At 65.5% G+C, this 20753-nt stretch carries 25 protein-coding genes and 1 tRNA gene; 12 read left to right on the top strand and 14 right to left on the bottom strand.

From position 1 onward, the window contains the following. The first annotated feature begins 42 nt into the window (after positions 1–42). A complete protein-coding gene (locus U1707_RS07200) occupies positions 43–846 on the top strand; it encodes an EF-hand domain-containing protein (protein ID WP_332799403.1) in 804 nt (267 codons plus the stop codon). A 38-nt stretch (positions 847–884) separates the two neighbouring features. Here U1707_RS07200 and U1707_RS07195 read toward each other — a convergent pair whose 3' ends face one another. From U1707_RS07195 to U1707_RS07185, 3 genes are all read right to left on the bottom strand, one after another. Beyond that, positions 885–1412: a Spy/CpxP family protein refolding chaperone gene (locus U1707_RS07195; RefSeq protein WP_332799402.1), complete on the bottom strand. Its 528-nt coding sequence runs from the start codon at positions 1410–1412 to the stop codon at positions 885–887. A 31-nt stretch (positions 1413–1443) separates the two neighbouring features. Continuing rightward, positions 1444–1620, bottom strand: a complete 177-nt coding sequence (locus U1707_RS07190) for a hypothetical protein (RefSeq protein ID WP_332799401.1) — start codon at positions 1618–1620, stop codon at positions 1444–1446. A gap of 90 nt (positions 1621–1710) precedes the next feature. Beyond that, positions 1711–2319, bottom strand: a complete 609-nt coding sequence (locus tag U1707_RS07185) for a cysteine hydrolase family protein (protein WP_332799400.1) — start codon at positions 2317–2319, stop codon at positions 1711–1713. An 81-nt stretch (positions 2320–2400) separates the two neighbouring features. Between U1707_RS07185 and pncB the strand changes: the two genes are divergently transcribed. Next, entirely contained in the window at positions 2401–3705 is a 1305-nt protein-coding gene (gene pncB, locus U1707_RS07180) for a nicotinate phosphoribosyltransferase (RefSeq protein ID WP_332799399.1), read from the top strand. 133 nt (positions 3706–3838) lie between these two features. Here pncB and U1707_RS07175 read toward each other — a convergent pair whose 3' ends face one another. Continuing rightward, positions 3839–4180 (bottom strand): DUF2794 domain-containing protein, encoded by a 342-nt coding sequence (locus U1707_RS07175; RefSeq protein WP_332799398.1) that lies wholly within the window; start codon positions 4178–4180, stop codon positions 3839–3841. Positions 4181–4196: 16 nt separating this feature from the next. After that, positions 4197–4901, bottom strand: a complete 705-nt coding sequence (epsC, locus tag U1707_RS07170) for a serine O-acetyltransferase EpsC (protein ID WP_332799397.1) — start codon at positions 4899–4901, stop codon at positions 4197–4199. A 161-nt stretch (positions 4902–5062) separates the two neighbouring features. On the opposite strand from epsC, the gene U1707_RS07165 reads away from it, so the two are divergent. Then, positions 5063–5830, top strand: coding sequence for a sulfite exporter TauE/SafE family protein (locus U1707_RS07165; protein ID WP_443025664.1), 768 nt, complete (start codon positions 5063–5065; stop codon positions 5828–5830). 134 nt (positions 5831–5964) lie between these two features. On the opposite strand, the gene ahpD is transcribed toward U1707_RS07165, so the two are convergent. Together ahpD and U1707_RS07155 are read right to left on the bottom strand one after the other, a co-directional pair. After that, entirely contained in the window at positions 5965–6483 is a 519-nt protein-coding gene (gene ahpD, locus U1707_RS07160; protein WP_332799395.1) for an alkylhydroperoxidase, AhpD family, read from the bottom strand. 144 nt (positions 6484–6627) lie between these two features. Then, complete coding sequence (locus U1707_RS07155) at positions 6628–7173, bottom strand: peroxiredoxin (RefSeq protein ID WP_128454213.1); 546 nt, start codon at positions 7171–7173, stop codon at positions 6628–6630. Between the two features lie 147 nt (positions 7174–7320). Here U1707_RS07155 and U1707_RS07150 point away from each other — a divergent pair, with 147 nt between their 5' ends. The 3 genes from U1707_RS07150 to U1707_RS07140 all read left to right on the top strand — a co-directional run bounded on the left by U1707_RS07150 (position 7321) and on the right by U1707_RS07140 (position 9791). Beyond that, positions 7321–8223, top strand: a complete 903-nt coding sequence (locus tag U1707_RS07150) for a hydrogen peroxide-inducible genes activator (protein ID WP_332799394.1) — start codon at positions 7321–7323, stop codon at positions 8221–8223. Between the two features lie 181 nt (positions 8224–8404). Then, on the top strand, positions 8405–9037 hold the full coding sequence (locus tag U1707_RS07145; RefSeq protein WP_332799393.1) for a fasciclin domain-containing protein: 633 nt from the start codon (positions 8405–8407) through the stop codon (positions 9035–9037). Positions 9038–9170: 133 nt separating this feature from the next. Then, entirely contained in the window at positions 9171–9791 is a 621-nt protein-coding gene (locus U1707_RS07140) for a fasciclin domain-containing protein (protein WP_332799392.1), read from the top strand. Positions 9792–9899: 108 nt separating this feature from the next. On the opposite strand, the gene U1707_RS07135 is transcribed toward U1707_RS07140, so the two are convergent. The 3 genes from U1707_RS07135 to pgsA are packed head-to-tail and all read right to left on the bottom strand — an operon-like array spanning position 9900 to position 11157. Continuing rightward, the gene (locus U1707_RS07135; protein ID WP_332799391.1) at positions 9900–10349 is read right to left on the bottom strand and encodes a molybdenum cofactor biosynthesis protein MoaE; all 450 of its coding nucleotides are present in this window, start codon (positions 10347–10349) and stop codon (positions 9900–9902) included. Beyond that, positions 10346–10603, bottom strand: a complete 258-nt coding sequence (gene moaD, locus U1707_RS07130) for a molybdopterin converting factor subunit 1 (RefSeq protein ID WP_332799390.1) — start codon at positions 10601–10603, stop codon at positions 10346–10348. Before moaD ends, U1707_RS07135 begins: the two co-directional genes overlap by 4 nt. 2 nt (positions 10604–10605) lie before the next feature. After that, positions 10606–11157, bottom strand: coding sequence for a CDP-diacylglycerol--glycerol-3-phosphate 3-phosphatidyltransferase (gene pgsA / locus U1707_RS07125; RefSeq protein WP_332799389.1), 552 nt, complete (start codon positions 11155–11157; stop codon positions 10606–10608). Between the two features lie 115 nt (positions 11158–11272). Between pgsA and U1707_RS07120 the strand changes: the two genes are divergently transcribed. Beyond that, complete coding sequence (locus U1707_RS07120) at positions 11273–12598, top strand: MFS transporter (protein ID WP_332799388.1); 1326 nt, start codon at positions 11273–11275, stop codon at positions 12596–12598. A 104-nt stretch (positions 12599–12702) separates the two neighbouring features. Here U1707_RS07120 and U1707_RS07115 read toward each other — a convergent pair whose 3' ends face one another. Beyond that, positions 12703–12867: a hypothetical protein gene (locus U1707_RS07115; protein ID WP_332799387.1), complete on the bottom strand. Its 165-nt coding sequence runs from the start codon at positions 12865–12867 to the stop codon at positions 12703–12705. A 195-nt stretch (positions 12868–13062) separates the two neighbouring features. On the opposite strand from U1707_RS07115, the gene U1707_RS07110 reads away from it, so the two are divergent. The 3 genes from U1707_RS07110 (at position 13063) to U1707_RS07100 (ending at position 17288) form a co-directional block, all read left to right on the top strand. After that, positions 13063–14181 carry a DUF47 family protein gene (locus U1707_RS07110; RefSeq protein WP_332799788.1) on the top strand — a complete coding sequence of 373 codons (1119 nt, stop codon included), beginning with the start codon at positions 13063–13065 and terminating at the stop codon, positions 14179–14181. 189 nt (positions 14182–14370) lie between these two features. Continuing rightward, positions 14371–15369 (top strand): inorganic phosphate transporter, encoded by a 999-nt coding sequence (locus U1707_RS07105; RefSeq protein ID WP_332799386.1) that lies wholly within the window; start codon positions 14371–14373, stop codon positions 15367–15369. 110 nt (positions 15370–15479) lie between these two features. Next, a complete protein-coding gene (locus tag U1707_RS07100; protein ID WP_332799385.1) occupies positions 15480–17288 on the top strand; it encodes an autotransporter domain-containing protein in 1809 nt (602 codons plus the stop codon). Positions 17289–17392: 104 nt separating this feature from the next. Here U1707_RS07100 and U1707_RS07095 read toward each other — a convergent pair. Both U1707_RS07095 and U1707_RS07090 read right to left on the bottom strand, forming a co-directional pair. Next, a tRNA-Ala gene (locus U1707_RS07095) sits at positions 17393–17468 on the bottom strand. Positions 17469–17550: 82 nt separating this feature from the next. Then, positions 17551–17877, bottom strand: coding sequence for a TIGR02300 family protein (locus U1707_RS07090; protein ID WP_031395784.1), 327 nt, complete (start codon positions 17875–17877; stop codon positions 17551–17553). 99 nt (positions 17878–17976) lie between these two features. On the opposite strand from U1707_RS07090, the gene aroA reads away from it, so the two are divergent. Both aroA and cmk read left to right on the top strand, forming a co-directional pair. Beyond that, positions 17977–19311 carry a 3-phosphoshikimate 1-carboxyvinyltransferase gene (gene aroA / locus U1707_RS07085; protein WP_332799384.1) on the top strand — a complete coding sequence of 445 codons (1335 nt, stop codon included), beginning with the start codon at positions 17977–17979 and terminating at the stop codon, positions 19309–19311. A gap of 2 nt (positions 19312–19313) precedes the next feature. Next, positions 19314–19952 carry a (d)CMP kinase gene (cmk, locus tag U1707_RS07080; RefSeq protein WP_332799383.1) on the top strand — a complete coding sequence of 213 codons (639 nt, stop codon included), beginning with the start codon at positions 19314–19316 and terminating at the stop codon, positions 19950–19952. A gap of 371 nt (positions 19953–20323) precedes the next feature. Here cmk and U1707_RS07075 read toward each other — a convergent pair whose 3' ends face one another. After that, on the bottom strand, positions 20324–20581 hold the full coding sequence (locus U1707_RS07075; protein WP_133018745.1) for a SemiSWEET family transporter: 258 nt from the start codon (positions 20579–20581) through the stop codon (positions 20324–20326). Positions 20582–20753: the final 172 nt, after the last annotated feature.

Raw genomic sequence — 20753 nt, 5'->3', positions numbered from 1 at the left:
GATGTGCGCGTCTGACGGTCGTCACGATCTCGAGGAGGCTTCATGCGTATAGTGTTTCTTATCGCCTTGACCGGCGCACTGGCGGGGTGCGCGTCCGACCTGCCGAGCCGTCGCGGACCTGACGGTCCTGGCAATGCCGCACTTCGCCACAGCGACGGAGGCGCTGACGCGGGTTCCGCGCATGGCCGCGGGCAGTTGTTCATCAGCCCGATGGGCGAGCCTTTCAGGGCATCGCAACATGCCGGCGCTGCCCAGGCGCTCTGGTTCGCGGGCGCCGACCGCGATGGCGACGGTCGTATCACCGAGCCGGAATTTCAGCGCGATGCGATGCGCTTCTTCGTGGCACTCGATCGCGGCAACGATGGCGAGATCGATCCCGACGACATCGCCTATTACGAAAACATTCTGGTCCCCGAAATCCGTGTTGCGTCCGGTGGCCGTGGGCCGTCCTCCGGTGCGCGCGGTCCCGGGGGGCGTGGCGGTCGCGGTTCCGGTGGTGGACGCCGGCAAGGCGGTGGTGGTGGCGGTGGGGGTGGTGAGGGCAAGGGCATGCGTAACGACGACGCCAAGACAACCGATACCGTCATACGCGAACGGCTCGGCGCGGGACGCTTCGGGTTCTTCGATCTTCCCGAACCCGTCATCGCAGCCGACCGCAACCTGAACCGCGGCGTCGACAGATCCGAATTCGCGATGGCCGCGGCAACCCGGTTCGCGGCGCTCGATCGCAATCACGACGGGGCGCTGACCCGCGGCGAACTGCCGAGGGCCGGGGCGGACACATGGCGGAACGGTTCGGATCGGCCTTCTTCCCCGCCGACTTCACCCGACCGCGAGATGCCGTGATCCAGTCCCGGATGGCGGACCACGGCGTCGGCCTGGCGTCACGGTCGCGGCGGCGGCATCTCGCCCGGCGGCGGCAGCGGCGGACCGCCGTCCCGGCCATGCATCTGTCCCAGCGGACCCGGCCGATGCCGTAACCGCATCAACGCCTCGAACGTAGGTCGCTGCGCAGGATCGAGGCTCGCGTAGAAGGTGCGTGCGGCAGTGATCCTGCGCCCGTCCTCTTCCGATCGCCGCGCCGAATCCTGCGCCATCCGGTCGAGACGACGCGTGAAGCTTTCGTCCGGCCCGGCATCGTCCCCCCTGTCCTGCCCACGATCGCCGCCACGCAGCGGCAGCGGCGGTGGCGCCATCGACTGAACGAACGCCGCCAGCGCCGGCCGCTGGTCCGGGCGCAGCGCCAGCACCAGCGCCATGTCGTCGACCTCACGCGCCTGCATCCGAGCGACATCGATGCGCGGCGGTGGTCCGTCGCGTGGACCTTGCGCCAGCGCCGCGTGCGACATGCCGAGCATCGCCGCCAGCATCGCAAGGCGGGCCGATCCGGGGCAACGGAGTCTCGTCTTCATCATAGTCCCCTCTTCCATTGTCGTGACCGGATCAGCCCAGCAAACCCGAGACGATCCAACGGCGGCTGACCGCGGATTTGACGATCGCGGCGCCGCAGCGTCGACACGCCGAGCGCTGGATCGGCCGATCGGCGAGATCGCGGTGGCGCGACCGCGGCGCGTGCAACCCGAGGGCACAGTCGCTTGCCTGCGATGATGATCCGCGCACGTCGCCTCCGCCCCAAACCGAGCGTCAGTCATGGCGCGCCATGTTTTCCCCCATGTGTCTGCGGCGTGAATGGCCCGAGAGCGAGGGCGGTTATGCGGCGTCGATCGCCGGTTGGACGAGCAGCCGCGTACCGGCGAAGTCCTCTGCCGCGACCGTGGCGATCTGCCGCTCGATACCGCGCGTCAGATCGGCGGGAACCGTCACCGCAAACCCTCGGTCGATCAAACCCGCGACCGCCCAACGCACGCAATAGTCCGCGGCGACGCCGATCACCGTGACGTCAGTGACCCCGCCGGCCAGGACCTCGTCGAAAAACGCGTCGCGCGGCATGACAGGTTGCGCACCATCGCGCGCGTTTTCGATGACGAGGCCGGGTTCGGCCCACATGTCGAAGACGCCCTTCTCGATCCGCCACGCCGGGATCGCCCGATCGACCCGCGCGACGTCGAGCATGTTGCCCCAGCCTTCAGTCCCCCGAACGCAGTGGATCGGAAACATCTGCGCCTCCGGCGACGCGGCGTAGGTTTCGCGGAAATGCGTGTCGAACGTGAACAGGACGCCGGCGATGTCGTCGCGCTTCAGCGCCGACAGCCACGCCTGCATCGGCGCGACCAGGTCCGCAGCCCCGGCGACGCTCAGTGCGCCGTCCGCCGCCATGAAATCCCACTGCGTATCCACCACGACCACGAACCGCGCCATCGCCCGTCTCCTTCGACCGCTGCTTGACACATGCGCGTCTTCTCCGACACCCGCATCGGGCAACGCAGGAGCCCCACGCGCATGGCCGTGACCGATATCGCCACCCGGACGTACAATCACAATTTCCGGCTAGATCCGATCGTGCGCAGCCTGCTCGATACCGATTTCTACAAGCTGCTAATGCTGCAGATGATCCGGCAGGTGTATCCCGACGTCAGCGCCACCTTCGCGCTCATCAACCGGACCAGGACGGTGCGGCTGGCGGAGATCGTCGACGAGGACGAACTGCGCGCGCAGCTCGACCACGCCAGGACGCTCAGGTTCGCGAAGAAGGAGCTGATCTGGCTCGCCGGCAACAGCTTCTACGGCAAGCAGAAGATGTTCGGACCCGAGTTCCTGGCCTGGCTCGCCGACTTCCAGCTGCCCGCCTACGACCTGCGCAAGGTCGACGGGCAGTACGAGCTGCATTTCGAAGGGCCATGGAGCCACACGACGATGTGGGAGATTCCCGCGCTCACGATCATCAACGAGCTGAAGTCGCGCGCCGCCCTGCGCGATCGCGGGCGGTTCGCGCTCGATATCGTCTACGCCCGCGCCAAGGCCAAGCTGTGGGAGAAGGTCGAGCGACTGCGCGAACTGCCCGACCTCGTCCTGTCGGATTTCGGCACCCGGCGGCGGCACGGTTTCCTGTGGCAGCGCTGGTGCGTCGAGGCGCTGAAGGAGGGGCTCGGCGACCGGTTCATCGGCACCTCGAACGTGCTGCTGGCGATGGACGCCGACCTGGAGGCGATCGGCACCAACGCGCACGAACTGCCGATGGTGACCGCCGCGCTGGCCGACAGCGATGCCGAACTGGCCGACGCGCCCTACCGCGTGCTCGAGCATTGGCGGCAACATTACAACGGCAACCTCCTGATCGCGCTGCCCGACGCATTCGGGACGACCGCGTTCCTGCGCAACGCGCCGCACTGGCTGTCCGAATGGACCGGCTTCCGTCCCGACAGCGCGCCGCCGATCGCAGGCGGCGAGCAGATCATCCGCTGGTGGGAGGAACAGGGCGTCGATCCGAAGACCAAGCTGCTGATCTTCTCCGACGGGATGGATATCGACACGATCGAGCAGGTGTATGGCCATTTCCACGGGCGCGTGCGGATGAGCTTCGGCTGGGGGACCAACCTGACCAACGATTTCCGCGGCTGCGATCCGGACGGCGCGACGGCGCTGGAGCCGATCTCGCTGGTCTGCAAGGTGATCGCGGCGAACGGTCGGCCAGCGGTAAAGCTGTCGGATAATCCGGCCAAGGCGACCGGCGAACCGGCAGAGATCGCGCGGTACCTCCGGGTGTTCGGCGAAGCGGATCGCGCGAGCGCGCCGGTGCTGGTGTAACCGCCTGTTAGACTCCCCTCCCTGGAAGGGAGGGGTCGGGGACGGGTCGGTTTCCGTATCGGGCTACGTGGCAACACAAGCTGGCCTACCCACCCCCAGCCCCTCCCTTCCAGGGAGGGGGGCAATGTGAGGCTTAGTTCTCGACGAGCTTCATCAAACGACGTTCCACCGGGGCGAGCACCGGGCCGAGTTCGTGCCCACGCTTCACCACGGCGCCGCCCTCGCCGATCAGCGCCCACATGCCCTGCTTGTTGCGCAACGCGGGGCGCTTCTCGATCCGGAACTCCGGGCGTTCGGCCGCACGGCGGAAGGCGGCGAACACCGCGGCGTCCTTGCCGAGATCGATCGCATAGTCGCGCCAATGACCCGCCGCGACCATCCGGCCATACAGGTCGAGGATCCGATTGAGTTCGAGACGCTCGAAGCCGATCTGGGTCGCTTTGGAGGGGGTCGGGAACGGAGTGACGATACCCATCAGGCGCGCTTCGTCATCATGCGCGGTCGCGGCGGTCCTCTAGGCGATCCGCGTCCTGGCCGTCGGCCAGCAACGCGTCGAGCCGCTTGCGCATCGTCTCGAGTTCGCAGCGCATCATTTCCATTTTCTGCGTCGCGGGATCGAACATTTCGCTGCACGGCGTGCCGTAGGGGACGAAGCGTGGCACCTCCGGCGCGTTGCCGCCTTCGATTGTGGTCGCCCGCGCGGGAATGCCGACGACGGTCGTTCCCGCCGGGACGTCACGCGTGACCACCGCATTGGCACCGACGCGCGAGCGCTTGCCGAGCATGATCGGCCCCAGCACCTGCGCGCCCGAACCGATGATCGCGCCGTCGGAGATGGTAGGATGCCGCTTGCCCTGCACGCCGTTGTCGGGGCTGGTGCCGCCCAACGTGACGCACTGGTAGATGGTCACGTCGTCACCGATGTGCGCGGTCTCGCCGATCACGACGAAACCGTGGTCGATGAAGAAATTGCGGCCGATCGTCGCACCCGGATGGATGTCGATCGCGGTCGTGAAGCGCGACCAATGATTGACGCACCGCGCAAGGAAAAACAGTTTCGCCTTATACAGCCGGTGCGCGATGCGGTGATAGCCGAGCGCCCATACGCCGGGATACAGCATGATTTCGGCGCGCGAATGCGGGGCGGGATCGCGGGCGCGGATCGAATCCAGATAGGCCAGTAATCCGCTCGACATCCGCAGTCCCCTTCGCGATTTCCGTATCTAGGGTATCGAACGACCGATTTCCAGAACCGCGCCGACACTGGTCCGTGAGTCCCGCAATCGGGGGTAAAGCCTATCTTTGTTGTGGGATAAGTCGCCGCGTTGCAGTCTGGGCCGATATTGAGGGGATGCCGATGTTCGACCTGACGACCTTGAGCTTCGAAACACTGCTGCCCTTCATACTCGTCGGGTTCGCGGCGCAGATGGTCGATGGCGCACTCGGGATGGCATTCGGCGTGATCTCGAACACGTTGCTGCTGTGGGTCGGCGTGCCGCCGGCCGCGGCGTCGGCGGGCGTACATACCGTCGAGACCTTCACCACCGCCGTGTCGGGGATCAGCCATGTGCTGCACAAGAACGTCAACTGGACGCTGTTCCTGCGGCTGATGATCCCGGGCGTGATCGGCGGCGTGCTGGGCGCGTATGTGCTGTCGAACATCGATGCGAGCACGGCGAAACCGTTCATCCTCGCGTATCTGACGTCGATCGGCGTGTATCTGCTGTACCGCGGTCTTCGCTATCCGCCGACGCAGAAGGAGCCGAAGATCGTCGAGCCGCTTGGGCTGGTCGGCGGGTTCCTCGATGCGGCGGGCGGTGGCGGCTGGGGGCCGGTAGTGACGTCGAACCTGCTGGTACAGGGCGCGACACCGCGCACCACGATCGGCACGGTCAATACCGCCGAATTTTTCCTGACCGCGACGATCTCGGCGACGTTCATCACGCAGCTCGGCTGGGCGGCGTTTACGCAGGCGACGGTAGGGTTGCTGATCGGCGGCGTGCTGGCCGCACCGTTCGGGGCGATGCTGGCGAAGCGCGTGCCGGCGAAGACGTTGATGGTGCTGGTAGGCGTGATCCTGACGATCACGAGTTTGTTCGGGCTGTACCGCGCGATCTGGCACTGATTACTTCTTGCCCCTCCCTGGAAGGGAGGGGTCGGGGGTGGGTCGGCGTCCGTATCAGGTGACGTTCGCGACATAAGCGGGCCTACCCACCCCCAGCCCCTCCCTTCCAGGGAGGGGAGCTTTCCAGCTTCAGGTCACAGCGTCGCGTGGACCGTCGCGACCGCCGCCATCACCGCGCCGATCCGCACCGACGTCTGGATCGCTTCCGCGGTAACACCCGCCTTCTTCAGGATCTGCTCGTGGCTGTCGATGCACATGCCGCAGCCGTTCATCGCCGAGACGGCAAGGCTGAACAGCTCGAAATCGACCTTGTCGATGCCGGGCTGGCCGATCACGTTCATGCGCAGCTTGGCCGGCATGTTGCGATATTCCTGGTTCCCGGCGAGATGCGTGAAGCGGTAATAGACGTTGTTCATCGCCATCACGGCAGCGGCGGCGCGTGCAGCGGTAGCGGCTTCGGGCGAGAGCTTGGGCGCGCATTCAGCCTCGGCGGCGTCAACCAAAGGCTTGTAGCCCGAGCCGTGCGCGCAGGTGAGCAACAGGCCGTATTTGCGCTGGTCGGTCAGATGCGTCTCGTTCAGCAGCGAGCCGACGTTGAGGCGGATGTCCTTGGCGTAATCGGGCAGCGTGCCCGCAAATTCCTTGAGTGACATATTTTCTATTTCTTCCTCCCCTCCCGCTGGCGGGAGGGGACCGAGGGGTGGGCCCGCGCTCACCATGAACGAATGCGTCCGGGGAGCGCGCGGGCCCACCCCCTGCCCCCTCCCGCGAGCGGGAAGGGGAAAGAAGAGTTTTACTTACGCAGCCAGCTGGAGGACGTCGTCGCCCTTGTTCCAGTTGCACGGGCACAGCTCGTCGGTCTGCAGCGCGTCGAGGACGCGGAGCGTCTCGGCGGGGTTGCGGCCGACGTTCAGGCCGTTGACCTGGACCGCCTGGATGACGTTGTCCGGATCGATGATGAACGTCGCGCGGAACGCGACATGCTCGTTCTTGTCGACGATGCCGAGCGCGTCGGCGAGCTTCGCGCCGTTATCCGCCAGCCACGGGAAGTCGGCGGCGGCAAGATCCGCGTCCGACTTGCGCCAGGCGAGATGGACGTGCGCGGTGTCGGTCGACGCGCCGATCAGGACGGCGTCGCGATCTTCGAAATCGCTGCGGATGTCGCTGTAGCCGACGATCTCGGTCGGGCAGACGAAGGTGAAATCCTTCGGCCAGTAAAACAGCACCTTCCACTTGCCGGGATACGCCGTCGTCAAATCGAGCGTCTCGCCGGCTGGCAGCGCGGCAACGCCCTGCTGGACGGGAATGGTCATCGATGGGAACTGATCGCCGATGGTCAACATGGTGGAAGCCTCCTGAAAAAATCTTCCTCCAGGCATCCTCATTCGCGACGGTTGAGCCGTTCGTTCGTTGTGCAGCGCAGTATAAAGGGGGCTGGTGTAATCGATCCAACGCTCTATTTATCAACTGATGATCGATAGAGGCGATTAATGGCTGCGACCTACCTACCCACATTGAAACAGCTGCAGTATTTGGTTGCGCTGAAGGACCACGGCCATTTCGGACGTGCCGCGGAAGCGTGTTTCGTGACCCAGTCTACCCTGTCGGCAGGCCTGCGCGAGCTCGAAACGTTGATCGGCGTGGTGCTGGTCGAGCGTACGCGGCGCGTCGTGCGGTTCACGCCGCTGGGCGATTCGATCGCCGACAAGGCCCGCCGCGTGTTGCGCGAGGCGGAGGAACTGGGCGACATGGCGCGTGCCGCCGGCCAACCGCTGTCGGGCGATATGCGGATGAGCGTCATCCCGACGATCGCGCCATTCATGCTGCCGAGGATCCTGCCACGGTTGCGCAAGGATTATCCCGACCTGAAACTCTTCCTGCGCGAGGAGCCGAGCGGGCCGGCCTGCGAGGGGTTGCACAATGGCCGGACCGACTGCGTGCTGCTGGCCCTCCCCTATGCGTGCGGAGAGGTGACGTCGGAGACGCTGTTCGAGGATCGGCTGTTCGTCGCGTATCCCTCGGGCGAGCAACCGACCGCGCTGCCCGCGATCCCCGCGTCGGCGATCGACGAAACCCGGCTGTTGCTGCTGGAAGACGGGCATTGCCTGAAGGATCATGCGCTCGGCGCATGCAACCGGCGCGAGCTGCGCGCGGAAGCGACGATGCTGGGGACGTCGCTGCATACCATCGTGCAGATGGTCGACAACGGGCTTGGCATCACCATGCTCCCTGAGATGGCGATCAAGGCGGGTATCCTCGACAACACCAATATCACGGCACGGCCGCTCGACGAGATCAATGCGGTGCGGCGGATCGCACTGGTATGGCGGCGCGCCAGCCCGCGCGAGAAGGACTTCCGACTGATGGCGAAGGCATTGGCGGACGTGCAGTAGGGCGCAAGTCGTAGCCCGCCCTTACTTCTGCCCCCGTCCCTGAAAGGAAGGGGTTGGGGGCCTGCCCCGCTATGGGCCATCGAACCGTGTCCCCACATCACCCGAGCGCGAGATTGGCACGGATGCGCAACCAACTCGGCGTTCGATCGTATGATTCTCACTTTCCGCTGGAGATAGAACGATGTCGAAGACGCTTCCGTTGCTGCTGATGACGAGTGCGCTCGCGCTGGCCGCGTGCAGTGGCAAATCGAAGGACGATGTCGCCAGTCCGTCCACCACGCCGGTCAATCCCGCGCTCTCGGTGCCCAACGGCCCCCCCGCAGTCGCCAATCCGACCGTGGGCGGCGTGCCGATGATGGCGACGCAGACGATCGTCGACAACGCCTCGGCCGCACCGAACCTGTCGACGCTGGTCGCCGCCGTGAAGGCCGCAGGGCTCGTGCCGACCTTGTCGGGGCCTGGGCCGTTCACCGTGTTCGCGCCCACCAACGATGCCTTCGGGCGGCTCGCCCCCGGCATGGTGGACACGTTGCTGAAGCCCGAAAACAAGGCTTCGCTCACCAAGGTGCTGACCTATCACGTCGTGCCGGGCGTCGTGACTGCCGACGACTTGCGGCGACGCATCGCGGCGGGTGGCGGTACGGCGACGCTGACGACGGTCGAGGGTGATCCGATCACGGCGACGCTGGTCGGCGCCGTCGTTACGCTGACCGACGTCAATGGGAACAAGAGCTATGTCGAGACCGCCGACGTGCGGCAATCGAACGGCATCGTTCATGTCGTAAACGGGGTGATCGTACCGAAATTGAGCTGACCCACGTCGGAATCTGCTCGTTTCATCGCGCCGACGGGACGACTTGTCGGCAAAATGATTGAGTCCGACGACCGTACAGCCCACGTTTTCCGTTCGAGTTTCACACACCCATCCATGACTTCGGGAGTTGCAAATGACTGTTAAGACGAACCTTATGATCGCAGCCGCATCGAGCCTGCTTCTCGCCGCCGGGGCAACCGCGCAGACGACTGCTCCGGCTGCCCCTGCTGCTCCGCAGACCACGGCGCCGACGACGGCGGCACCGACGACGGCTGCTCCAGCCTCGACCGCCGCTGCCACCACGACGATCGCCGCAGCCCTGCCGACGCTGCCGAACCGTACGACTCTCGCCAAACTGGTGACCGCTGCGAAGCTGCAGACGACGCTGGCCGGCCCTGGCCCGTACACGCTGTTCGCGCCGAGCGACGAGGCGTTCACGCGTCTGCCGGCGGGTGCCCTGGATACGCTGCTGAAGCCCGAATCGGCGCCGACGCTCGCGACGATCCTGAAATATCACGTCGTCGCCGGAGCGCTGACAGCGGATCAACTCAAGGCACAGATCACTGCAGGCGGCGGCAAGGCAACGCTGACCACGCTGGCGGGCCAGCCGCTGATCGCGTCGCTCGAAACCAACGGTAACATCGCCCTCACCGATACCGCCGGGATCAAGTCGTTCGTCGATACGGCGGACATCAAGGAGACGAACGGCATCGTTCATCTCACCAACGGCATGAGCGTTCCGAAGCTCGGGTAATGGAAATGCGGGCCGCGACCTCGCCGTGAGGTCGCGGCCCGCTTAATGTTTCCCCGCGCTGGCGGGGATCCAGACCGGCTCCGCTTTCGCCGGAGAACACGCCTCGAGTCAGCGGCTCGGCTGATCCCATTGCGCAGCCGCGGTTTGATCGTGATCGCGCGCCTCGACCCAATTAGCTTCGACCCCACGCGTTTCACGCTTCCAGAACGGCGCGTCGGTCTTAAGCCGGTCGATCAAATACGCACAGGCTTCCAATGCCGCGCCGCGATGTGCCGCAGTTGCCGCAACGAAGACGATCCGCTCCGCCGGATGCATCGGTCCGACCCTATGGACGATGATCGCGGCATGCAGCGACCAGCGGGCAATCGCGCCCTCGGCAACCTTCAGCAAAGCCGCTTCGGTAGCGCCCGGATAGTGCTCGAGTTCGAGCGTACCGACACCGTCGTCGGCTCGGACGAGGCCGGTGAAGGTGGCGACAGCGCCTGCCCCGGCTGCTTCCGCGCGCGTCATCTCAGCCGCGATATCGATCGGCGATTGCTGGACCGAGATGTGAATCATCCGCCGGTCACCGGGGGAAAGATCGCGATTTCCTGCGCGCGACCGATCGGCGTATCGAGCGGCACGAAATCCTGGTCGATCGCCGCGCGCAACCGCGACCGGTTCTCGAACGCGCCCGCATGCGCGGCACTCGTATCGGCGAGCCAGTCGACGAGATCGGCGACCGTCACCACCTCGGCCGGCGGCTCGACCGATTCCTCGCCGGTGCCGATGCGCTCGCGCACCCAGGCAAAATACACCATCCGTATCGCCATAGTCAGTCCATGTGCTTCAGGCCGACGCGCAGATAGTCCCATCCGGTCATCAGCGTCAGGACGGCGGCACCCCACAGGGCGACGATGCCGACGGTATGGACCCAGACCATGTCGGGTACCGCGCCGCCAAGGATGATGCCGCCGAGCGACACCAGCTGCAGCGTCGTCTTCCACTTGGCGAGTTGCGATACCGGTACGGACACCTGCACCTGCGCCAGGAACTCGCGCAGCCCCGACACCGCGATCTCGCGCAGCAGGATCACCAGCGCGGCGATGACGTGGATGCCCGGAATATCGCGCGTGCCGACCAGGATCAGGATCACGGCCGCAACCATGATCTTGTCCGCGATCGGATCGAGGAAAATGCCCAACCGCGACACCGCACCGCTCGACCGCGCGAGATAGCCGTCGAAATAGTCCGTGATGCCCATCAGGCAATACAGCACGAAGGCGATGCCGTAGCCCGCCTCCCAGTCGGGCCACCACAGGAACCAGACCAGCAGGGGCACCGCGACGATCCGCGACAATGTCAGGAGGTTAGGCAAGCTTAGCACCAGCCACCTCTATACCGGTCGGTCGCGAGGCGAAACCGGTTTAAGCGTTGGCGCGCGGATGACGCTGGGCTAAGGGTTTATCGTATTTTCGCAACGATCAGGGCTATTTCCCGTCATGCTCAATGCCCTTGGGTTGCTGAAGCAACGTCGCTTCCTCCCCCTGTTCACCACCCAGTTTCTCGGCGCCTTCAACGACAATCTGTTCAAGACCTCGATGGTCCTGTTCGCCACCTATGCGGTCTTCAACGATCCCAAGATGGAGGCGAACTTCAACGCGCTGGCGACGGGACTCGGCATCCTGCCGTTCTTCCTGCTGTCAGCGCTTGCCGGGCAATTGGCCGACAGCCACGACAAGGCGCGGATCATCCGGATCGTGAAAACGGTCGAGATCGGCATCATGATCCTGGGCGCGACCGGACTGATGGTCGCGCGCGCCGGACATCCGTCGCTGGGGATCGGCCTGATGCTCGGCGCGGTCCTGTGCCTCGGCGTGCATTCGACGTTCTTCGGCCCGATCAAATACGCGATTCTTCCGCAGCATCTGAAGCCCTGCGACGTGCTCGGCGGCACCGGGCTTGTCGAGGCGGGGACATATCTGGCAATCCTGCTGGGCACCGTGACGGCGGGCTGGATCCCGATCGAGGGCGCCGCCGCGAGCGTATTGATCGTCGCAGTGATCGGGTGGTTTGCCGGACGACAAGTGCCGCCCGCGCCGCGCGAAGGCCCCCCGCTGAAGCTCGACTACAATCCGTTCACCGCGTCCTGGCGATTGATCAGCGCGACACTTCACATCCCGCGTCTGTTTCTCGCGATCGTCGCGATCAGCTTTTTCTGGACGATCGGCGCGGTGCTGATCATCGTCTTTCCGCCACTCGTGAAGAACGTGCTGACCGCCGACGAACGCGTCGCGAGCTTCGTGATCGCAGTGTTTTCGGTCGGTGTCGCGATCGGTTCCGTGGTGATCAACACAATGCTGCGTGGGCGCATCTCGGCGAAGTTCTCGCCTGCGTCGGTGATCGCGATGGGCGGCTTCGTCGTGCTGTTCTCGTTCCTCGCGCGGACCTGGACGCCTGCGCCGGCCGGGCAGTTTTACGACTGGGCCGGGTTCATTCACCAGCCTGGCGCGATCCCCGTGCTGGCGACGCTGCTGGCGATCGCAATCACCGGCGGGATGTTCGTCGTGCCGCTCTACGCGTTCCTGACGACGACCGTGGAGAAGGACCAGACCGCACGCACGGTGGCGGCGAACAACGTCGTCAATTCGGGCGCGATGACGATCGGGTCCATCCTCGTCATCGGCATCACGGCGATGGGCGTGACCCCGCAGGACATGCTGTTTCTGGTCGCGGCGATGTGCCTCGTGTCGGCTTGGCTAGCGCAAAGACTGCATCGTGCCTGCGACGACGACGCGATCGGGTGTTTGCCGACGCTGAGGCAGTAAGCGCGCGCTTCATTCCGTTCGCCCGGAGCGAAGTCGAAGCGTGAGTACCGAACCCAGGTGCTTCGACTTCGCTCAGCACGAACGGAGAAATAGGCCGGACAGACTCAGAAAATGAAGCTGTAGAAACAGGTGAAGAATGCCGCGAAGCTGAGCAGGAACAGCTTCACGTCCTGATCGTCGTTCTTGGCGCTCGCGACTACCGGCGGCGGCAGCGAACGGCGTAGCGGGTGCCGGGCGGCTTCATTCGTAAGGACTAGGCGTCTGGTCATGATGGAAGCGTTAACGCGGCGTTTACCAGTTCGACCAGTGGCAAAAGTGGTTAAGCTGGCGGCGTCCGGCAATGGGACAGAAACAGGCCGTCGGTAATGGCCCTCAAAGCCTCCGCCGCACCGCTATCCTTGCGTAAATACGCAGTATAAGCTCCCGACTTTCCCCGCGATTCTGCGGGTGCGAGGACCCGGACCATCGAACAGATCGGCGCGCTTCCCTACGTGATCGACGAAGCAGGCCATGCGCGCGTGATGCTGATCACGTCGCGCGATACCGGCCGCTGGGTGATCCCCAAGGGCAATCCGATCGTCGGGCTCGCCAGCCACGAGGCGGCGGCACAGGAGGCGTATGAGGAAGCCGGCATCCGCGGCATCCCCTGCCCCTCCCCGGTTGGGCAATTCGCCTACCGCAAACGCCGCCGCACCGGGCGCTACCGCAACATGGTGGTGACCGTGTTCCCGCTCGCGTTCGTCGAGCAGGTCGAGGACTGGCCCGAACGTCACCAACGCGAAACGCGCTGGTTTACGCTTGATCGTGCGGCGGAGGCTGTCAATGAGCCCGGCCTGAAGGCGCTGATCACCGCTTTCCGTGAGCCGCCGATCCCGGCGTCGCTGGCGCAACGTATCTTACCCGTCGTGCGCACGAGCGCGAAAAGGAGAATTCCGATGCTGGGCTGGTTCCAGTCGCTGATGCCGAAGCAGGGACGGTTCTTCGAACTGTTCGACGCGCATGCCGCGACCCTAGTCGCCGGCGCCGATGCGCTCGCACGGCTGCTCCACGGCGAAGGCTCGATCGAGGGCCAGATCGCCGAGATCGTCAAGCGCGAGCACGAGGCCGACGATATCACGCGCGAGGTGTTGCAGGACGTCCGCCGCGTGTTCGTCACGCCGTTCGACCGCAGCGCGATCACCGACCTGATCGGCGTGATGGACGACGCGATCGACCAGATGAACGGCACCGCCAACGCGATCGCGCTGTACGAGGTGACCGAGTTCTCGGCCGAGATGCGCGACATGGCCGGCATCATCGTCGAGGCCGCACGGATTACCGCCGAGGCGATCCCGCTCCTCCGTTCGCTCGGCACCAACGCGGGCCGGCTGCATGACCTGACTGCCCGGCTGATCCAGATCGAGGGCCATGCCGACGACATCCACGACACCGGCCTGCGCGCGCTGTTCCAGGCGTCGAAGATCAGCGCGGACCCGATGACCTTCATCGTCAACCGTGAGATCTACAGCAGCTTGGAGAAGATCGTCGACCGCTTCGAGGACGTCGCGAACGAGATCCAGGGGCTGGTCATCGACCATGCTTGAGGTGTCGCGTAAGTCTCGATGCTCCAACAAGGCGCCACCCCGGCGAAGGCCGGGGCCCAGTTGGGGGACGGCAATGACGAAGGACCGCGCCCCGTTACTGCGACCTCTCCACTTGGACCCCGGCCTTCGCCGGGGGAGTGCCTGTGGCCGAGCAACGACGATCGGAGCAACCGCGTCCGGAGTGGCGGCATGATCCTCTCGCTCCCGCTCCTCATCGGCCTTATCGGCATCGCACTGCTGTTCGACTTCCTGAACGGGCTGCACGACGCGGCCAATTCGATCGCCACGGTCGTCTCGACACGCGTGCTGAAACCCCAATACGCCGTGCTCTGGGCGGCGTTCTTCAACTTCATCGCGTTCGCCGTCTTCGGCCTTCACGTCGCGCAGACCGTCGGCACCGGCATCGTCCAGGCGCACGTCATCGACGCGCAGGTGATCTTCGCCGCGCTGATGGGGGCGATCGCGTGGAACGTCATCACCTGGGTGCTCGGCATCCCGTCGAGCAGCAGCCACGCGCTGATCGGCGGGCTCCTGGGTGCCGGCATCGCCAAGGTCGGCTTCGGCGCGATCGTCTGGAGCGGCGTGATCAAGACCGTCGTCGCGATCTTCGCCTCGCCCGCGATCGGCCTGATGCTAGCCCTCGTGCTGGTACTGACGGTTGCCTGGACCAGCCTGAAGCTCACTCCACTCGGCGTCGACAAGCGGTTCCGGAAACTCCAGCTGATCTCGGCCGCGCTCTACTCGCTCGGCCACGGCGGCAACGACGCGCAGAAGACGATGGGGATCATCGCCGTGCTGCTCTATTCGCAAGGCCTACTCGGCGGCGAATTCCATGTGCCGCTCTGGGTCGTCCTCTCCTGCCAGGCGGCGATGGCGCTCGGCACGCTGTCGGGCGGCTGGCGGATCGTCCACACGATGGGCTCGAAGATCACGCGGCTCACACCGGCGCAAGGGTTCTGCGCGGAGACCGGCGGCGCGATCACGTTGTTCGCGGCGACCTTCTGGGGCATCCCGGTTTCGTCGACCCACACCATCACTGGCTCGATCGTCGGTGTCGGCGCAGCGCGGCGCTTGTCCGCGGTGCGCTGGAACGTCGCCAGCAATATCGTCGTGGCATGGACCCTGACACTCCCTGCTGCGGGGCTGATCGGTGCGGGCACGTACATGCTGGTTGGGCTGTTCGTCTGAAGGATATCCGGCAGACCCTATGCGCCAGTATATTGACGCAGACGTAAACCACGCCGACACTCCCAATAGAGCGAAGGACCATGAGCCTTTGCCGCGAGGGAGAGGGTATCATGAAGACGACCTATGCGACGGCGTTGCTGATCGGGACGGCACTGGCCACCGCCGGTACCGGGCAGGCGCAAACCACCGGTACGCCGACTAACGCGAGCACCGTCTCGACCAGCGAAACCTATAACCGCATGGTCGTGTTCGGCGACAGTCTCGCCGATGGTGGCTATTACCTGGCGCTCGACCCCCGGCTGCCGCGCGACGCGGGCAGTTTCACGACCAACCCGGATCCGGTCGCACCCGAAGTCCTCGCTGCGCGGCTCGGGCTCGCATTGGATCCGGTCTATGGCAAGGGCGGCACCAACTATGCGGTCGGTGGCGCGCGGGTGACCGCCGCGAATGCGCTGTCGATCCCGGTCGCGACCCAGATCAGCAATTTCCTGGCCGCCGGTGGCACCTTCGGCCCGCGCGACCTCGTCTATATCCAGGGGGGCGGAAACGACTATTTCGCGTTCCAGGCGGCCGGCAGCACGAACACCGCAATCCTGACCACCGCGGCGACCGAACTCGCCACGCAGGTCGGCCGCCTCCAGACCGCTGGCGCAACGCGGATCGTCACGCTCGCCGTCCAGACCGGCGGCGCGGCCGGGCTCCAGTTGTTCAACCGAACCTATGCCGCGGCGCTGTCGGCAGCGAACGTCAACGCGCTGTATTTCGATACCGACCGGCTGTTCGGCGAACTCGTCGCCAGCCCCGCGACCTATGGCTACACCAACATCACCGGCGTGGCGTGTACCGTGCCTTCGTCACTCGCCTGCACGCGCGAGACGCTGGTGTCGCCGAACGCCAACGAGACGTATATCCTCGCCGACAGCGTCCATCCCGCCGGCATCACCCAGCGTATTCAGGGGCAGGCGCTGGCCAGTCTTGTCCAGGCGCCCGACCAGATTGCCGGGCTCGGCTATGCGGCGCAGGCGATGTTCCGCGGACAACGCGATCTTATCGAGGCAGCGGAGCGTGGCGGCGCGCAGCGCACCGGACGGGCGCTGTCGGTATTCGGCAGCGCGGGCTATCATTATTACGCGAGCGGCACTTCCGCCCAGCGCGTGGGAATCACCGAGCGCGGGTTCGCCGGCACTGCGGGCGCAGACCTTGCCATCGGCGATGCCTCGGGGGTCGGCGTCGCGGGTGGCTATTCGGACGGCACCGGCGACTTCAAGACCGGAGTCGGCAGCTACAAGCCACGCGCCTGGTCGGTCAGCGGCTACGCGCGCGGCGAGCTCGGCCCAGTGCGGCTGCTCGCCGACGGAACCTATGGCGAGATCGATTATCGCCGCATCCGTCGCGCCGTCCAGCTCGGGCCCGCGATCCGTTCGCACGAGGGCGAAACCGACGGCAATTACGTCGCGGGGCGCGTCACCGCCGCGTTCGATCTCGTCACGTTCGGCGGGATCGCATTCGGCCCCGACCTTTCAGCGCAGTACGATCGTGTCCGCATCGCCGGCTATGCGGAGACCGGCGGACTTTCGACGGCCGCGACGTTCGGCAAACAGGAGATCAAGAGCCTCACCGGCCGGTTCGGCGCAGTGGTCCGAACGGTCCCGGGCGAGCCGGTGCGTTTCTTCGCGCGGGCCGGCTACGAACGCGAATTCGACGACGATCCCCGCACGCTGACGATGACGCCGACGGGTGCCCCGATCAGCTTCACGAGCACGGTGGAGCGCGCCGACCGCAACTACATGAGCTATGCGATGGGCGTGGACAGCAACGTTGCGGGGCAGTTGTCGCTCCGCGCCGGCGTGGCGGGCTACGCATTGCGCGACGATCGCGACAGCGTGACCGCGTTTGCGGGACTGTCCGCAGCGTTCTGATTGTGGGGACCCAGGATGTAGCGATCTGCATCCCGGACCGCGCTACCGATCGAATAAAATCATAAAGATTGGTCGGCAGCCGGCAGACCGGTCATCAACGGAAATGGTGGAGCCGAGGGGGATCGAACCCCTGACCTTTCGCATGCCATGCGAACGCTCTCCCAGCTGAGCTACGGCCCCATTCCCGTTGGGAGGCGGGTCACTAACCGGACCCGCCCGGGTTGGCAAGCGGCGTCAATGCCGCCTGCCAAATTTATTCCGATTAACGCTCGTGCTCGTCCTGCGGCGTCTCGACGCCGAGGTCGTCGTCGCCGCCGAGATCGACTTCGTCGTCGGCCGATGGCTCTTCGTCCTCGCCGGTGATCGAGGCGATGTCCTCTTCCTCGTCACCCTCGAGATCCGCGTCGGGCTTCTTGGTGTCGGGCTTGGCGACCTCGAACGGCAGCGGCTGCTTCGACTTCAGGATGGGCTCGGGCTCCCACGCATACCCGCACTCGATGCAGGTCACGGGGTCGGCTTTTTCGAGGTCGTAGAAACGCGTCGCGCATTTCGGGCACGAACGCTTCGTGCCCCATTCCGGCTTGATCATGCCGATAGAACCTTTCGGATGAATGGATTGCGGGGGGATACCCTCGCAAAGTGGGCGCGCCTTGCCATAGCGCAAGGCCACTGTCAAAAGCCCGGCCCCATGGCACACCCCCTCCCCACTTCGATGGACGTCGTCGCGCGCGGTCCTTTGACCGGTTCGATCGCGGTCCCCGGCGACAAGTCGATCAGCCACCGCGCGCTGATGTTCGCGAGCCTCGCGGTCGGCACCAGCCGGATCGAGGGTCTGCTCGAGGGCGAGGACGTGCTCGCCACCGCCGCCGCAATGCGCGCGATGGGCGCAACGATCGAGCGTCAGGACGACGGTATCTGGGTGGTGGACGGCGTCGGGGTCGGTGGATTGCTCCAGCCCGACACCGCGCTGGAGATGGGCAATTCGGGAACGTCGACGCGGCTGCTGATGGGGCTGGTGTCGAGCCACCCGATCACCTGCACCTTCACCGGCGACGCGTCGCTGTCGGGGCGACCGATGGGGCGCGTGATCGAGCCGCTGTCGCAGATGGGGGCGGACATCACGTCTTCACCGGGCGGGCGGTTGCCGTTGATGGTGCGCGGGATGTGCCCGGCGGTGCCGATCGAATATACGCTGCCGGTCGCGTCGGCGCAGGTGAAGTCGGCGATTTTGCTGGCGGGGCTCAACACGCCGGGGATCACGCGCGTGATCGAGCCGGTCGCGACGCGCGATCATAGCGAGCGGATGCTGACCGGGTTCGGCGCGAAGCTGACCGTCGAGGAGACGAACCAGGGCCGCATCATCTCCATTACCGGCGAGGCGGACCTGAGCCCCCAAGATATCGTCGTGCCGGGCGATCCGTCTTCGTCGGCGTTCTGGCTGGTCGCGGCGTCGATCGTGCCGGGGTCGGATATCGTGGTGCGCAACGTCGGGCTGAACCCGACGCGGATCGGGATCATCACGGCGTTGCGGATGATGGGCGCAAATATTACCGAGCTCGACCCGCGCACTGTCGGTGGCGAGCCGGTTGCGGACCTGCGCGTTCGCCACGCGCCGCTGACTGCGATCGAGGTGCCGGCCGATCTCTCGCCGAGCATGATCGACGAATATCCGGTGCTGTTCGTGGCAGCGGCCTTCGCGACAGGCACGACCGTAGCGCGCGGCGCACACGAGTTGCGCGTCAAGGAATCGGACCGGATCACGACGATGCGGATCGCGCTCGAAGCCTGCGGGGTGCATTGCGAAGAGTATGAGGACGGCATGGCGATCACCGGCTCTGGCGGCGCGGCGATTCGTGGCGGCGCTCGGGTGGCCTCGAAACTCGACCACCGCATCGCAATGAGCATGGTGGTGGCTGGACTTGGCGCCGTTCAGCCCATCACGATCGATGATGTATCGCCGGTGGCGACGAGCTATCCCGTGTTCTTCCGGTCGCTCGATGCGCTGACCGGACGGGGGGAATAAGAATGATCATCGCAGTCGACGGTCCGGCAGCATCGGGCAAGGGTACGATCGCGCGCGCCTTGGCCAAGCATTACACGCTTCCGTATCTCGATACCGGGCTGCTGTACCGTGCGGTCGCGTTGAGCGTGGCGCGGATGGGGCTCGATCCGGAGACGGAGGCCGACGCGGTCGCGGCGTGCGACTTCAGCGATGCGCTGTTGAGCGATCCGGCGTTGCGTGATGACGATATCGGCGCGCTGGCGTCGATTGTGTCGGCGCATCCGCTGGTGCGGGCGGCGTTGCTGCACCGGCAGAAGCGGTTTGCGGCGCAGGAGGGTGGCGCGATTTTGGACGGGCGCGACATCGGTACGGTGATCGCTCCGGATGCGGATGCGAAGCTGTTCGTGAAGGCTACGCCGAATATTCGGGCGCAGCGGCGGCATGCCGAGTTGCAGGCTCGAGGGGGGACTGCGAGCAAGGATCGGGTGCTGGCGGATATCCGCGCGCGGGATGCCCGGGATAGCGGGCGGTCGACCGCGCCGCTGGTGATGGCGGCGGATGCTGCTTTGCTGGATACTAGTTTTCTGTCGATCGAGGCTTCGGTGCAGCGGGCGGTGGCGTTGGTGGAGGCACAGCGGGTGAAGAAGGCGGCTTCGGTTTAAGCCCTCCGTCCATTCCTGTTGGCCCCACCCCGGCGAAGGCCGGGGCCCAATTGGAACGTCCGCAGTAACGAAGCGCGGCCCTCCCTCAGCAACGTCCCCCAATTGGGCCCCGGCCTCCGCCGGGGTGGTTGCTCTGTGGGAGTGAGCTACCGCACCTAAAATTGTTTCCCCGCGAAGGCGGGGACCCAGACTGGGCTCCCGCCTTCGCGGGAGAACATGGAAGCGGGGGGCGAACGCACCTTTCTTCTCGCTCCCCTCCCTGGAAGGGAGGGGTTGGGGGTGGGTCGGCCAGCTTGTGCCACCCCCGATCGTTTATGCGGAAGCCGACCCACCCCCTGCCCCTCCCTTCCAGGGAGGGGGGATCAGTGGACCTAAAGCGCAGTAACCAGCGCCACCGCCCCAAACACCACCCCCGGAAAATTCGCCACGACGATCGGCCAGTCCCGCTTGTCCTTCAGAAACCCATACCCCACCCACAGCGCGCAATTCACCATCGTCGCGAACGGCTGGACCACCGATCCCTTCTGCCCTGAAAGGTTCAGCATGATCTGGTCGATGTACGACAGGTACATCACGATCGCCGTCACGGTGGCGACCCAGCCCAGCACGAGAATGCCGCGTTCGTTCAAATCTTCGCTCCTGTGGTGAAGCGGCCCTAACGCACTCCCGGCGAACTTGCTCCGAGACCCGGTTTCGTCTATACGGAACCGTCCGGCGAGCGATGCTCGTGGAGGAAGGCGCGGAGACCCACGAGTCTCACGCGCCGTTTTCGCATTCAGCGTCTACGTCCTCCGCAAGCTT

This window comes from Sphingomonas sandaracina (assembly GCF_036663695.1).
In the GTDB taxonomy this organism is placed as follows: Bacteria; Pseudomonadota; Alphaproteobacteria; order Sphingomonadales; family Sphingomonadaceae; genus Sphingomonas.
Note: the sequence above shows the minus strand (reverse complement) of the source record. Positions and strands in the feature narration are given on the sequence as shown.

Bases quoted from the DNA above. Each gene is read 5' to 3' on its own strand.
- U1707_RS07185 (WP_332799400.1), bottom strand. From the start codon at position 2,319: ATGGCGCGGTTCGTGGTCGTGGTGGATACGCAGTGGGATTTCATGGCG.
- U1707_RS07145 (WP_332799393.1), top strand. From the start codon at position 8,405: ATGTCGAAGACGCTTCCGTTGCTGCTGATGACGAGTGCGCTCGCGCTG.
- moaD (WP_332799390.1), bottom strand. From the start codon at position 10,603: ATGGCGATACGGATGGTGTATTTTGCCTGGGTGCGCGAGCGCATCGGC.
- U1707_RS07090 (WP_031395784.1), bottom strand. From the start codon at position 17,877: ATGATCAAGCCGGAATGGGGCACGAAGCGTTCGTGCCCGAAATGCGCG.
- aroA (WP_332799384.1), top strand. From the start codon at position 17,977: ATGGCACACCCCCTCCCCACTTCGATGGACGTCGTCGCGCGCGGTCCT.
- U1707_RS07100 (WP_332799385.1), top strand. From the start codon at position 15,480: ATGAAGACGACCTATGCGACGGCGTTGCTGATCGGGACGGCACTGGCC.
- cmk (WP_332799383.1), top strand. From the start codon at position 19,314: ATGATCATCGCAGTCGACGGTCCGGCAGCATCGGGCAAGGGTACGATC.
- U1707_RS07105 (WP_332799386.1), top strand. From the start codon at position 14,371: ATGATCCTCTCGCTCCCGCTCCTCATCGGCCTTATCGGCATCGCACTG.
- U1707_RS07155 (WP_128454213.1), bottom strand. From the start codon at position 7,173: ATGTTGACCATCGGCGATCAGTTCCCATCGATGACCATTCCCGTCCAG.
- U1707_RS07165 (WP_443025664.1), top strand. From the start codon at position 5,063: ATGTTCGACCTGACGACCTTGAGCTTCGAAACACTGCTGCCCTTCATA.
- U1707_RS07115 (WP_332799387.1), bottom strand. From the start codon at position 12,867: ATGACCAGACGCCTAGTCCTTACGAATGAAGCCGCCCGGCACCCGCTA.
- U1707_RS07175 (WP_332799398.1), bottom strand. From the start codon at position 4,180: ATGGGTATCGTCACTCCGTTCCCGACCCCCTCCAAAGCGACCCAGATC.
- ahpD (WP_332799395.1), bottom strand. From the start codon at position 6,483: ATGTCACTCAAGGAATTTGCGGGCACGCTGCCCGATTACGCCAAGGAC.
- U1707_RS07120 (WP_332799388.1), top strand. From the start codon at position 11,273: ATGCTCAATGCCCTTGGGTTGCTGAAGCAACGTCGCTTCCTCCCCCTG.
- pncB (WP_332799399.1), top strand. From the start codon at position 2,401: ATGGCCGTGACCGATATCGCCACCCGGACGTACAATCACAATTTCCGG.
- U1707_RS07195 (WP_332799402.1), bottom strand. From the start codon at position 1,412: ATGAAGACGAGACTCCGTTGCCCCGGATCGGCCCGCCTTGCGATGCTG.
- U1707_RS07140 (WP_332799392.1), top strand. From the start codon at position 9,171: ATGACTGTTAAGACGAACCTTATGATCGCAGCCGCATCGAGCCTGCTT.
- U1707_RS07200 (WP_332799403.1), top strand. From the start codon at position 43: ATGCGTATAGTGTTTCTTATCGCCTTGACCGGCGCACTGGCGGGGTGC.
- U1707_RS07135 (WP_332799391.1), bottom strand. From the start codon at position 10,349: ATGATTCACATCTCGGTCCAGCAATCGCCGATCGATATCGCGGCTGAG.
- epsC (WP_332799397.1), bottom strand. From the start codon at position 4,901: ATGTCGAGCGGATTACTGGCCTATCTGGATTCGATCCGCGCCCGCGAT.
- U1707_RS07150 (WP_332799394.1), top strand. From the start codon at position 7,321: ATGGCTGCGACCTACCTACCCACATTGAAACAGCTGCAGTATTTGGTT.